Source organism: Candidatus Pelagibacter giovannonii, assembly GCF_012276695.1.
GTDB classification, from domain to species: Bacteria; Pseudomonadota; Alphaproteobacteria; order Pelagibacterales; family Pelagibacteraceae; genus Pelagibacter; species Pelagibacter giovannonii.
Window position 1 is genome coordinate 666210 of record NZ_CP038852.1, and the last position, 12811, is coordinate 679020.

The 12811-nt window shown below is 29.3% G+C and carries 15 protein-coding genes; 14 read left to right on the forward strand and 1 reads right to left on the reverse strand.

What is annotated here, in order from left to right; genetic code table 11:
- Positions 1–6 precede the first annotated feature (6 nt).
- Genes E5R92_RS03715 through E5R92_RS03780 form a run of 14 tightly spaced genes read left to right on the forward strand, consistent with a single transcriptional unit; the run spans position 7 to position 12435 of the window.
- Positions 7–618 (forward strand): ribonuclease D, encoded by a 612-nt coding sequence (locus tag E5R92_RS03715; protein WP_168606761.1) that lies wholly within the window; start codon positions 7–9, stop codon positions 616–618.
- Complete coding sequence (locus E5R92_RS03720; RefSeq protein ID WP_168606762.1) at positions 619–1590, forward strand: KpsF/GutQ family sugar-phosphate isomerase; 972 nt, start codon at positions 619–621, stop codon at positions 1588–1590.
- Positions 1591–2175: an LPS export ABC transporter periplasmic protein LptC gene (gene lptC, locus E5R92_RS03725; protein WP_168606763.1), complete on the forward strand. Its 585-nt coding sequence runs from the start codon at positions 1591–1593 to the stop codon at positions 2173–2175.
- A 1-nt stretch (position 2176) separates the two neighbouring features.
- Positions 2177–2953 carry an ATP-binding cassette domain-containing protein gene (locus tag E5R92_RS03730; protein WP_168606764.1) on the forward strand — a complete coding sequence of 259 codons (777 nt, stop codon included), beginning with the start codon at positions 2177–2179 and terminating at the stop codon, positions 2951–2953.
- A gap of 2 nt (positions 2954–2955) precedes the next feature.
- Complete coding sequence (aroA, locus tag E5R92_RS03735) at positions 2956–4284, forward strand: 3-phosphoshikimate 1-carboxyvinyltransferase (protein WP_168606765.1); 1329 nt, start codon at positions 2956–2958, stop codon at positions 4282–4284.
- Positions 4281–4934 (forward strand): (d)CMP kinase, encoded by a 654-nt coding sequence (locus tag E5R92_RS03740; RefSeq protein WP_168606766.1) that lies wholly within the window; start codon positions 4281–4283, stop codon positions 4932–4934. The genes aroA and E5R92_RS03740 overlap by 4 nt, the downstream gene beginning before the upstream one ends.
- On the forward strand, positions 4934–6664 hold the full coding sequence (locus E5R92_RS03745) for a S1 RNA-binding domain-containing protein (RefSeq protein WP_168606767.1): 1731 nt from the start codon (positions 4934–4936) through the stop codon (positions 6662–6664). Before E5R92_RS03740 ends, E5R92_RS03745 begins: the two co-directional genes overlap by 1 nt.
- Positions 6665–6667: 3 nt before the next feature.
- Positions 6668–6958 carry an HU family DNA-binding protein gene (locus E5R92_RS03750; protein WP_168606768.1) on the forward strand — a complete coding sequence of 97 codons (291 nt, stop codon included), beginning with the start codon at positions 6668–6670 and terminating at the stop codon, positions 6956–6958.
- Positions 6948–7640, forward strand: a complete 693-nt coding sequence (gene pyrF / locus E5R92_RS03755; protein ID WP_168606769.1) for an orotidine-5'-phosphate decarboxylase — start codon at positions 6948–6950, stop codon at positions 7638–7640. Before E5R92_RS03750 ends, pyrF begins: the two co-directional genes overlap by 11 nt.
- Entirely contained in the window at positions 7637–8266 is a 630-nt protein-coding gene (locus E5R92_RS03760; protein WP_168606770.1) for a phosphoribosylanthranilate isomerase, read from the forward strand. The genes pyrF and E5R92_RS03760 overlap by 4 nt, the downstream gene beginning before the upstream one ends.
- Positions 8256–9488, forward strand: a complete 1233-nt coding sequence (trpB, locus tag E5R92_RS03765; protein ID WP_168606771.1) for a tryptophan synthase subunit beta — start codon at positions 8256–8258, stop codon at positions 9486–9488. The genes E5R92_RS03760 and trpB overlap by 11 nt, the downstream gene beginning before the upstream one ends.
- Position 9489: 1 nt before the next feature.
- Entirely contained in the window at positions 9490–10287 is a 798-nt protein-coding gene (trpA, locus tag E5R92_RS03770) for a tryptophan synthase subunit alpha (RefSeq protein ID WP_168606772.1), read from the forward strand.
- A complete protein-coding gene (locus tag E5R92_RS03775) occupies positions 10284–11210 on the forward strand; it encodes an acetyl-CoA carboxylase carboxyltransferase subunit beta (protein ID WP_168606773.1) in 927 nt (308 codons plus the stop codon). The genes trpA and E5R92_RS03775 overlap by 4 nt, the downstream gene beginning before the upstream one ends.
- The gene (locus E5R92_RS03780; RefSeq protein WP_168606774.1) at positions 11167–12435 is read left to right on the forward strand and encodes a bifunctional folylpolyglutamate synthase/dihydrofolate synthase; all 1269 of its coding nucleotides are present in this window, start codon (positions 11167–11169) and stop codon (positions 12433–12435) included. The genes E5R92_RS03775 and E5R92_RS03780 overlap by 44 nt, the downstream gene beginning before the upstream one ends.
- Here E5R92_RS03780 and E5R92_RS03785 read toward each other — a convergent pair.
- Positions 12427–12750, reverse strand: a complete 324-nt coding sequence (locus E5R92_RS03785) for a thioredoxin family protein (RefSeq protein WP_168606775.1) — start codon at positions 12748–12750, stop codon at positions 12427–12429. The two genes, E5R92_RS03780 and E5R92_RS03785, sit on opposite strands and share 9 nt — an antisense overlap.
- Positions 12751–12811: the final 61 nt, after the last annotated feature.

Sequence of the window (12811 nt, forward strand, 5' to 3'; positions counted from 1 at the left end):
TTAAAAATGAATATTGATATTAAACTTCACAAGAGTGATCTACCAGAAGATTTAGATTTAGGCAATATTATAGCAGTTGATGGAGAATTTATGGGTCTCAACGTTAAGCGTGATCCTTTATGTCTTATTCAAATATCGACTGGTAATTCTGATGCTCATATTGTCCAACTTGATAGAGAAAAATATGATGCACCAAACTTAAATAAAGTACTTTCCGACAAAAAAATCACAAAAATATTTCATTATGGTAGGGCGGACATGGCTCACATAAAACATTACCTAAAAACAGAAACTAATAATATTCTTGATACAAAAATTGCTTCGAAGTTAGCTAGATCCTATTCAGATAGTCACTCCCTAAAAACATTAATTAAAGAATTTATGAATGTAGACGTAAGTAAACAATTTCAAAGTTCAGATTTTGGAGGAGAGCTATCTCCAGCACAATTAAAATATTGTGCCAATGATGTTATTTATTTACATAAAATTCATGAAGAATTAAATAAAATCCTTGTAAGGGAAAAACGAGTTGATTTATATAAGAGCTGTTTAGCATTTTTAAAAACTAGAGTTGATCTTGATTTGGCTTTATTTAAAGACGATATATGGTCTCATTAAATGAAAAAAAAAAATTATAAAAAAATTGCAAAAAGTGTAATTGATCTTGAAATCAAAGCCTTAAAAAAATTAAAAAATTCAATTAATAATTCTTTTAATGAGGCGGTAGAATCTCTAGCAAACTGTCAGTCTAAAGTGATATTATGTGGAGTTGGCAAAAGTGGATTAATAGCAGCAAAAATTTCAGCAACACTTTCTTCTGTTGGAACACCTTCATTTTCACTCTCTGCAAACGACTGTTCTCATGGTGATCTTGGTAGCATTTCAAAAAAAGATATTTTAATTTTAATAAGTTACTCTGGTTCTACCGAAGAACTAAAAAATGTTATAAAATATGCAAATCGAAATAAGATTACTCTAATAGGAATAATGTCAAAGAAAAATTCGATATTGTATAAAGCCTCTGATATTAAACTCCTTATTCCAGAAGTGACTGAGGCAGGTCTAGGCATTGTTCCAACTTCAAGTACGATTAATCAATTAAGCATAGGTGATGCATTGGCAGTTGCCGTATTGAATAAAAAAAATATTAATAAAAAAGATTTTAAAAAGTTTCATCCTTCTGGAAATCTTGGTGCACAACTTAGGATTGTTGAGGAATTAATGATTACAGGAAGTAAAATTCCATTCGTAAATGAAAACTTAAATATGAAAAAAGCTTTACAAATTATTTCAAACAAAAAACTAGGTACTTTAATTGTTCAAAATAATAAGAAAATTACTACAGGAATTATTACAGATGGACAAATTAGAAGGTTCAACGGAGTGAGTAATAATCTCCGAGATCTATCTGTCAAAAAGGTTATGACCAAAAACCCTGTCAGCATCAATCAAGACACTCTTGCTGAAAAGGCTCTATCCATAATGAATGCAAAGAAAATCACCTCTCTATGTGTTCACAAAGATAAGAACAAAAAAAAGACTGTCGGAATTTTGCATATTCACAACATACTTCAGTCAAACATTCATTAAATGAGTAAAAAGACAGGTCTACAAGTTATAATGGTTCTTATTATTATCATCATTTCATTATGGTTTTATTTAAAATACTTCACTAAGAATTTTGAAGTTGTAAAGGAAACTAAAGTTATAGAAAAGATTGATGAAAATCAAAATAGCACCTCAACCTATATTGATGATATTAATTATGTTTCTACTGACACTAAAGGTAATAGATATCAGATCACTGCAAAACAAGCTGAAATTAAAGTTGAAAATTCTGATGTGATGTTTTTGAAAGATGTCGTGGCTTTTATTTATATAAAGGATTCAGACAAAGTTAAAATTACTTCTAATTTTGGCAAATATAATTCAAAAAATTATGATACTATTTTTTCTGAAAATGTAATAGTTATTTATCCAGAGCATAAAATAATTGGAGAATACTTAGATTTTTCTTTTTTAAGTAATCTTGGAACGTTTACTGAAAATGTTATTTATACTGGAAAAAAAACAAATTTATTTGCTGATAAAATTGAAATGAATCTTACTACTAAAGACACTAAAATTTTTATGAATGACACTGGAAAAAAAGTGTTAATCGAAGGAACTAGATAATATGGGTGTAATTAAAAAATTTAGAATTAAATCTTTTAAAAACCCTTGGCCCATAATCTCTCTAGAAAATATATCATTATCATTTGGCAAGAGAAAAATTTTAGACAACGTAAGTTTTAAGATTAATCATGGACAAATCTTAGGAATGTTAGGACCAAATGGAGTTGGGAAATCAACAATTTTTAATTTAATCACAGGACTAATTAAACCTGACTATGGTAAAATTAAATTTGAAGGGATAGATGTTGTTGATTACCCAATTTATTTGAGAACTACAAAATTTAAAATTGGGTATGTTCCTCAATACGGTGGTTATTTTAGTGATCTTACTTTATTGGAAAATTTAAAAGCAATAGCAGAAATTGTAATTGATGATAAAAATTTAATTTATCATAAGATTAATATGCTTATAGCAAAATTTGAATTAGATGCTATCAGAGATATTAAAGCAAAGTTTCTATCTGGTGGACAAAAAAAAAAGCTAGTAATTGCTCTTGCCTTATTAAGTGACCCAAAAGTACTCTTGCTTGATGAGTGTTTTGCAGCGCTAGATGTTCTAACTATTAAAATGCTACAAGAAATTATTGTTAATCTGCAAACAGAAAGCAATATAACCATTTGTATTTGTGATCACCAAGCACGCGATCTACTTTCCTGTGTGGATGTTGCGGTAATTTTGTCAAACTGTAAGATTGTAGCACAAGGATCTCCTAATGAATTGATTAATAACACTGAGGCTAAAAATGCTTATTTTGGTGACTCTTTTAAATTCAATTAGACATGCCAAAAACACTCATAATTAAAGATAAGATAAAAAAATTTAATAAAAAGATACAAGTTAGTGGAGACAAGAGTTTAAGCATAAGATGGGTTCTTTTAGCATCTCAAGCAATTGGAAAATCGAAAGGTTTCAACCTTTTAATGTCAGAAGATGTATTGGCTGCAATTGATAGCATCAAAAAACTTGGCATAAAAGTGAGGATGAAAAAAAATTACTGTGAAATAGTCGGTAACGGGATTAATGGCTTTAAATATAAAAAAAACTTAACAATAGATGCTAAAAATTCTGGAACACTTGGTAGATTAATTCTAGGTCTTTTAATTAAATCTCCTAAAAAAATAAAAGTAATTGGTGATAAAAGTTTGTCTAAAAGAGACTTTTCAAGAGTAACCACACCTTTGGAGAAATTTGGAGTAAAATTTACTTATAAGATCAAGAATAAACTACCCTTAATAATTCTTGGCACACAATCAGCAAAAAGTATTAAATATTTGGAGAACAGAGGTTCAGCTCAATGTAAAAGTAGCGTAATGCTTGCAGCATTAAATGCATCAGGAACAACTTCTATTAAAGCAAAGAAATCAAGAAATCATACCGAATTACTTTTTAAATATTTAAAAATTCCAATCAAGGTAAGTAAGACTAAAAAGTTTGATTTTATAGATGTTAAAAGACCCAAAAGAATTAATGCCTTCAATTATCAAATTCCAGGAGACATAAGCTCAAGTGCTTTTTTTATGGTACTAACAACACTTGCTGATAATTCAAAACTTTTAGTTAAGAATGTAAATATCAATCCTTCTAGAGTAGGAGTTATTACAATCTTAAAAAAAATGGGAGCCAAAATAATACTTAAAAACCAAAAAAATTATAGAGGAGAAAAAATTTCTGATATTTTAATAAAAAGTTCAAAAAAACTTAAAGCTATTAATTGTCCAGTGGAATTAAACAGTAGTGCCATTGATGAATTCTTGGTTATTTTTTTAATTGCAGCAAAAGCAAAAGGTATTTCTTATTTTAAAGGCCTTTCAGAACTAAACCAAAAAGAAAGCCCAAGGTTAATTTGGGGTTCTAAAATTTTAAATATGATGGGTATAAAAACAAATTTAACAAAAGATTCTATTAAAATTTATGGGCAACCTAATTTAGAAATAAAAAAACTAATAACTGTTAAAAACTATCTAAAGGATCATAGAGTTTTTATGATGAGTACAATTGCTGCCTTAACCTTTGGTGGAAAATGGAAAATTCATGATAAAGATTCTATAAACACTTCTTTTCCATCTTTTTTGAAAATAATTAAAGATATGAATCATTCATCACTATGAAATTAAAAAAAAAAATTAAAATTGCAATAGACTCACCTGCTGCTGCTGGTGCTGGCACTCAAGCAAAATTAATTTCTAAACATTTTAACTTACTTTATTTAGATACAGGAAAAATTTATAGATTAATTGCAAATATTAAACTTACTCAAGCTAATAGATATAGTCATAGTTTGATCAAAAAAAAGATGCTCAAATTAACTATGAAAGATTTACAAAATAAAAAATTATTATCTGATGAAGTTGGAACAATGGCATCAATTATATCAAAAGATAAAAAAATAAGAAAACTTGTTCATGCATTTCAAATTAAAAGTGCTTATCATCCTCCAAAAAAATATAATGGATCTTGTTTAGATGGAAGAGACATAACTTATAAGATAATTCCCAATGCTGACTTTAAATTTTTTATAACAGCGAATACTAAGACTAGAGCTTTAAGAAGATATAAAGAGTTAAAAGATCTAAATAAGAAAATATCTTTTAACGAAGTCCTAAAAAGTATTAAAAACCGCGACAAAAGTGACTATAATAGAAAAGTTTCACCCCTTATGAGAACTCGAGATTCGATCTTGATTAATACTACAAATTTAACTAAAAGATCATGCTTTTTAAAAATTAAACAAATTATAGATAGGAAACTAAAAGCTTAATGGAAATTTATAAAGACCTTTCAAACCCCGCCTCTAAAGAGTTCGAGCAACTACTAAATTCACAATTTACTAAAACAGCAAACCTTGAAGAAGGAAAAATCATTACCGGTGTAGTAAATAAAGTCACTGATAACTTTGTATTTCTTGAAGTACCTGGATTAAAATCAGAGCCTATCTTAGATATTAATGAATTAAAAAGCATGGGCATGCTTGATAAAGCAAAAGTAGGTGAAAAAATTTCTGTTCTTCTTGAAAGATTAGAAGACAAAAAAGGTGAAGTATTAGTTTCAGCATCAAAAGCTCAAAAAATCCAAGGTTGGGATAAGCTTGTCGAAGCTTATGAAAAAAATGAACCTATCATGGGTAAAATTACTGGACGCGTTAAAGGTGGATGTATAGTTGAACACATCGATACTGGTTCTTTAATGTTTTTACCTGGATCTCAAATTTCAGATAAGCCATTAAAAGACATAAGTCATTTAATGAATGAGCCTCAAAAATTTGCGCTAATAAAATTAGATAAAATTAGAGGAAATGCATGTGTTTCTAGAAGAGAAATAATTTCTTCATTTAAAAAAGAAGATAAAATTAAAATCGTTGAAAAATTCAAAGTTGGAGATTTAATTAAAGGTGCTGAAGTAAAAGGTTACAGTTCATTTGGTTGTTTCTTTAGTGTTAACGGTGAACTTGATGTTTTGGTTCACTTACAAGAGATTTCTTATTCAAGAGTTAATCACCCTGATGAAGTTTTTACAATTGGTGAGAAACATGACCTTAAAGTAATCAGTGTTGATCTTGAAAAGCTTCAAGTTGGTTGTTCGGTAAAACAGCTCACACCAGATCCTTTTGAAAACATTTCAAATTATGAACTAAATAAAATCTACAAAGTAAAAGTAGTTAAGCTTATGGACTTTGGAGCTTTTTGTGAGCTTGAAAAAGGATTATCAACTTTATTGCACTCGAGTGAATTAAGTTGGACTAAAAAAAATATTTCTGCAAAAAAAATGTTTAAAGTTGGAGATGAAATTGATTGTGTAATCACTGAAATTGATAAAGAGAAAAGAAGAGTGGCAATATCTCACCGTTTAACAACTGATAATCCTTTTGAAACCTTTGAAAAAACTTACCCAATTGGATCTGAAGTTGAGGGAGAAGTTGCAAGTAAAAATGAATATTCTATTTTCTTAAAAGTTGATGATTTAGATATTGATGCTTTCTTGCATTGTAATGATTTAACTTACCTAAATAATGGTGAGGAGGAATTAGCTAAATATAAAATTGGTGATAAATTAAAAGTTAAAGTTTTAGAAATAAAAGCCGCAGAACAAAAAGTTAGAGTTGGCTTACGTCAAACTCAACCAGACCCTTTTGATTGGTTTAATGATAAAAAAGTTAAACAAACTATTACAGTAAAAATTGTTTCAACTGACAATAAAGGCCTTGTTGTAAGACCTGAAGGCTGTGAAATGGATTTCATTATTAAAAAATCTGCAATAGCTATTAACGCAGCTGACGCAAGACCTGCTAGATTTACAGGTGGAGAAAGAATTGACTGTGCTATTCAAGAGTTAGATTTAGATAAGAGAAAAGTAACACTAAGTATTAAGCTTTTAGAAGAAATTGAACGTAAAGTTGCATTAGATACTTATGGTTCTGAAGCTAGTGGTAAAAACTTACCTTTCTCATCATTATCTGATGATTTAGAGAAAAAGAAAAAAGAAGACGAATAAAAATTGGCTATTGTAAAATCAAAGCTGCTAAAACAACTCGCTAATAACTACCCAAATTTTTTAAAAAAAGACCTAGAAAAGTTCACTGATATTATTCTTACTGAAATAAAGCAGGCACTTAAAAGAGGGGATCGTGTAGAATTGAGGGGTTTTGGCATGTTCTCCACTAATATTCAAAAAGCAAGAATATCAAGAAATCCTAAAACAGGAGAAAAAGTAAATACACCTGAAAAAAAAACAATTCACTTTAAAATGTCCAAGGAAATGTTTAAAAAATTAAACGATGATAAATAAAAATATCTTTGTAGCTTGTGATACATCAAGCTTAAAAGAAATCAAAAAAATAATTAAAGACACTGAAACTAATAGACTTAAAATAATTCCAAAATTTGGCTTACAGTTTTTTTATTCAAAGAATGGAAGAGCTTTTCTTCAAAATTTTAAAAGAGATTATTTCTTAGATTTAAAAATAAATGATATTCCACAAACTGCGTTATCTGCAATGAATAGTTTAAAAGATTTAAGGAAATGTAAATATATTACAGTCCATGCAAACGGTGGCCTTGAAATGCTTAAAGCTATTACAAAAAAAGCTAAATCAATTAACAAAAATTTAAAAGTATTAGGAGTTACAATTTTAACAAGCCTTAACAAAAAATCCCTTAAAGAGATTGGTCACACCAAAACAGTAGAACAGTTAGTATTAAAACAAGCAGTCCTTATAAAAAAATCAGGCGCAGCTGGAATTGTGTGTTCTGCACAAGAGGCAAAAATAGTTAGAAAAAAATATAAAAACTTATTTATTGTTACACCAGGAATAAGACTGCCAGGAGATGATGCAAATGATCAATCTAGAGTGATGACTCCTAATAATGCTTTTAAAAATAAAGTTTCTGGTATTGTAATGGGAAGATCATTAGTAAAGGGTAATATCAAAAATAACATTAAAAGATTAATTAACCACTTAAATCAATGATCCAGCCCTGCAAGATTTGTGGGATCTCTGACTCTAAAACTTTAGAATTTTTAACTTCCCATCCTACCCCACCTAAAATGATAGGGTTTATTTGTAACTGGCCTAAATCAAAAAGATTTGTTGAGCACAATAAGCTTAAAGAGCTACTAAAAGTAGATAAAAAAAAATCAGAATATGTTGCTGTATTAGTTAAACCTAATGAAGATATATTAGAAAGAATAAAGGATTTATCATTCGATTATTATCAACTTTATGATTGTACACCTACTGAAGTTAAATCAATTAAAGAAAAATATAATAAGAAAATTATTGTTGCGATAACTGTGAAAAACCAAAATGATACGGTTAAATATTTAGAATATAATGAGCTTGCAGATATAATACTATTCGATAGCAAAGGTTATGAAAAAAGTATGTCTTTTGATCATCATTTAATTAAAAATATTAAAATTAATAAAGAATTGATGCTTGCTGGAAATATTCAAATTGAAGATAAACTTGAAAATTATAAAGAAATAGCAGACATTATAGATATTTCTGGAGGTCTAGAAACATCTGGATTAAAAGATATTTCAAAAATAAATATTTTTTTAAACAAAATTAAACAAATTAACAATGAAGCTTAAAAAAAAAATTCCTTTAATTGATCAGCACAATAAAAATGGATTTTGGGGTAATAAGTTTGGTGGTAATTTTATACCTGAAACTTTAAAAAAGCCCATTGAGGACTTAACTGAACTTTTTGAAAAACTTAGATACGATAAGAAATTTCTTAAAGAAAGAGACTATTATTTTAAAAACTACATAGGTTCTCCTACTTCATTTATTAAACTTCAAAACCTATCGGGTCACTTAGGTGGAGCCCAAATATATGCCAAAATGGTATCAGAGGCGAATGGAGGAGCTCATAAAATCTACAATGCAACAGTTCATTGCCTTATTGCTAAAAAGGCAGGAAAAAAATATGTCGTTGGTGATACGGGTGCAGGTTATGCTGGAAAGATGCTAAGTATGGCTGCTAAAAAGTTTGGCCTAAAATGCAAAATATTCATGGGTGCAAAAGATATAAAAAGACAAAAGCCTAATGTAGATGCAATGAAAAAGAATGGTGCAGAAGTTGTGCCTGTTTATTCAGGGAGCCAAACATTAGTAGATGCCGTTAGTGAGTGTATGCGTTATTGGGTTTCAAATTGTGATAACACCCATATGTGTGTTGGTTCAACAGTAGGTCCTAATATATTTGTTAAAATTTGTGGTTGGAGTACAGCACAAATTTCAAGAGAGCTAAAAATACAAATTCAGTCAGAGTTTAAAAGGATGCCTAAAAAAATTAAACTTATTAATTGTGTGGGTGGTGGAAGTTCTGCTTATGGTTTTTGGAGTGAGTTTATCGATTATGATAAAAAACAAATTGAATTAATTGGTGTTGAAGCTGGGGGACCAAAAAATTCAAATCTACATGCAGCACCTCTAACTAATGGTGCTAAACTTGGAATATTACATGGAGCTGCAGCTTATGTTTGTCAGAACAATGAGGGACAAATTAATGATACCGCCTCTATTTCTGCTGGATTAGATTATCCTGGTGTGTCACCTATACACTGTTTCTTAAAAGATACTAAAAGAGCGAGATATACATCTGCAACTGATGAAGGTGCTTTAAATGCATACAAACTAGTTACAAAACTTGAAAAAATAAACCCAAGTTTAGAGCCAAGTCATGCTTTTGCAGAAGCTATAAAAATTGCACCAAAATTAAGTAACGATACTATCATTATTGTTAACTCTTGTGGTGATGCAAAAAAAGATCGTGATATTTTAAAAGAAAGACTAGGAAAAATTAACTAAGATGTCATTAATTAACTTAGCCTTTAAAAAAGTAAAAACTGAAAAAAGACCTGCATTACTAACTTACACAGTAGCTGGAGATAATACTAAAAAGAAATCTCTTGAGATATTAAAATCAATTGCAAAGTATGCTGATATTTGTGAGATAGGATTTCCTCATAACACTCCAATTGCAGATGGTGGTCAGATTCAATCGAGTGCTTATAGAGCTTTAAAAAATGGTATTAAAATTAAAGATGTTTTTTCAATAGTTAAAGATTTTAAAAAATCAAAACAATCAAAACCTGTAATATTGATGGGTTATTATAATATGATTTATCAATATGGTGAGAATAACTTTATAAATATTTGCAAAAAAGTAGGTGTAGATGGATTAATTGTTGTCGATCTTCCTTATCCAGAAAATAAAGAATTTGCAAAAAAATGTAAGAAAAAAGGTATTAGTTTTATTCAGTTAGTATCTCCTACTACGTCTCCGAGTAGAATGAAAAAGATTATAAAAGACTCTCATGATATGGTTTATTATATCAGTATGCTCTCAACAACTGGTGGCAAACTAAAGGTTTCACCTAAAAAAATATTAGAGCGTTACAGTAAGATTAAAAAACTTAATAAAAATAAGAATATTGTAATAGGCTTTGGGATCACTGAAAAAACTATAGCATCTTTAAGAAAGGCTGATGGATTAGTGGTTGGAAGTGCTTTGTGTAAAGAAATATCAAATTCTATTAAAAAACGCCAAAATCCTGTCACAAATGTAACTAATATTGTGTTAAACTTAAGAAAAAAAATAGCATGAATTGGATTAAAAAAACTTTAAGATTTGGTGAGAAGATAAAAACCATCATTAAAGCACGTGCAACCAAAACTGAAATAGCTAATAGTGATTGGACCTCATGTTGTAAGGGGCCTATCTTGAAAAAAGATTTAGAGGAAAACTTGTGGGTTTGCCCGTCTTGTAACAAACACCACAGAATAAGCCCACGTCAAAGATTTGATATTATATTTGGCAAAAACAATTATGAAGTTTTAAAAACTCCCATTCCTCAAGACGACCCTTTAAATTGGAATGATGCAAAACCTTATAAAGACAGACTAAAAGTTGCTAGAAAAAAAACTGGTATGGATTGTGGAATGATGGTTGTTAATACCAATATTCTAAATTTAAAAATTACAGCGATTGCATCTGATTTTGATTTTATAGGTGGCTCAGTTGGAAGTAGTGAAGGTGAGGCCATACTATATGCTGCCCAACACGCAATTGAAAATCAACAGCCTTTAGTTTTATTTTCATGTGGTGGAGGGATGCGGATGATGGAATCGTTGATTTCTCTTTCACAAATGACACGAACTACTCTAGCGATAAATGAACTTAAAAAAAATAATTTACCTTATATTGTTGTGCTAACTGATCCGACAGCTGGTGGAATAACCGCATCCTATGCAATGTTAGGCGATTTACACATGGCTGAACCTGGTTCTTTAATTGCATTTGCTGGGGCAGCCGTGATTAAAAATACAATCAGAGAAGAATTACCTTCTGGATTTCAGCGAAGTGAGTACGTGCAGAAATCAGGATTTGTAGATTTAATTGTCGAGAGAAAAGATCTAAGAGAAAAGATTGGCTCATTATTATCAATTTTGTTAAAGAAAAATTCTGCTATAAAAACTGTAGAAAATGAAACTACAGAAAGTAATACAGCGCTTACAAAAGCTTCATAAAAAAAAGATAGATTTATCTCTCGATCGTACATTTAATTTACTAAAAAAGCTTGGAAACCCACAAGATAAACTAAAGAACGTTATTAGTGTAGTAGGTACAAACTCTAAGTATTCAATGATAAAGAGTTTTCAATCTATTCTTAATCAAGCTGGATATAAATGTAATTTATATACCTCCCCTCATTTACAATCATACAGAGAACGTTACGTTTATGATGACAAAGAAATAGATGAAGATAACTTAGCTGATTTATTAGAAGATATTGAAAAGATTAATGGTTCAGATAATTTAAGTGAATTTGAAGCATTAACCTGTGCTTACCTTAAATACTGTGAACAATATAAGGATAATGTCACATTTATAGAAGCGGGCCTCTTCCACAGAATGGACTCGACAAATGTTTTCAAAAATAACCTTTGTACCTTATTGGGTAGTATTTCTATCGACCATCTTTCATGGTTAGAAAATAAATCAATAGATGGAATTATTCATGAAAAAACAACAAGACTATTAACTTCTAAAATATTTATTAATAAACAGGAAAATAAAGAAACTACACTAAAAATTAAAAACGCTCTTAAAGATAATAAATCTGAGAAATATTTTTATGGAGATGATTTTAATTATTTAACAGCAGAAAATAATTTTATTCAATATGAAGATGCTAAAGGTAGTATAATTTTACCAGAGCCAAATATTCTTGGAGAACATCAATTAGCCAATATTAGTACTGCTATCATGGCTGCTAGGAACATATTCAATATTAAAGATGAACATATAAAAAAAGCTGTAACCCAAGTAGACCTCAAAGGAAGACTTCAGGAAATTAAAGTTGGAAAACTAAAAACAATAGCTCAAAATAATCGCCTTGTATGCGATGGTGGACACAATTTTGGAGCAGGTGCTGCACTTTCTAAATGGATGAATACTTTAGATCAGGATATAAACTTGATTATTGGGATGATGAGTGACAAGCAGCACAAAGAATTTATGAGTAATTTTAAAGGTAAAATAAAATCCTTAACCTTAATCGATATTCCCAATCAAGAAGGATCAATATCAAAAGAAGAATTTAAATTAAAAATACAAGATGATTTTACAAATATAAAGTTAGCTAACAATATCCAAGAGGCAATAACTAACGTTTCAAATGAATCTCAAAATTCTTATATATGTATTATAGGATCGTTTTATTTATTGGGAGAAATTTTAAACTTAAACTAGAGATTTATTTAAAAATTCTTTTACTTTAGCTTCACCTGGAAATCCCAACAGTCTTTCCACTTCTTCACCTTTGCTAAACACGATAGTACAAGGAATTGAACGAATCCCCATTGCTGATCCTAAATTTATGCCACCTTCTTCTATGTCTGCATAATAAAAATTATTATCTTTATATTTATCTGAGTCTGAAAGCGTAGACATCACGGGCTTTAAATTTTGACAAGGTTGGCACCACGAACTTGAAAATTGAATCACACACTTGTCTTCATTTTTAATTTTATCTTCCCAGTTTTCGTCTTTAAAATCTATAAGCATAGTTAATATATAATTTTTAATTTTTTTTATTCAAGTGATAAATTGGCTTAATACAATTAGA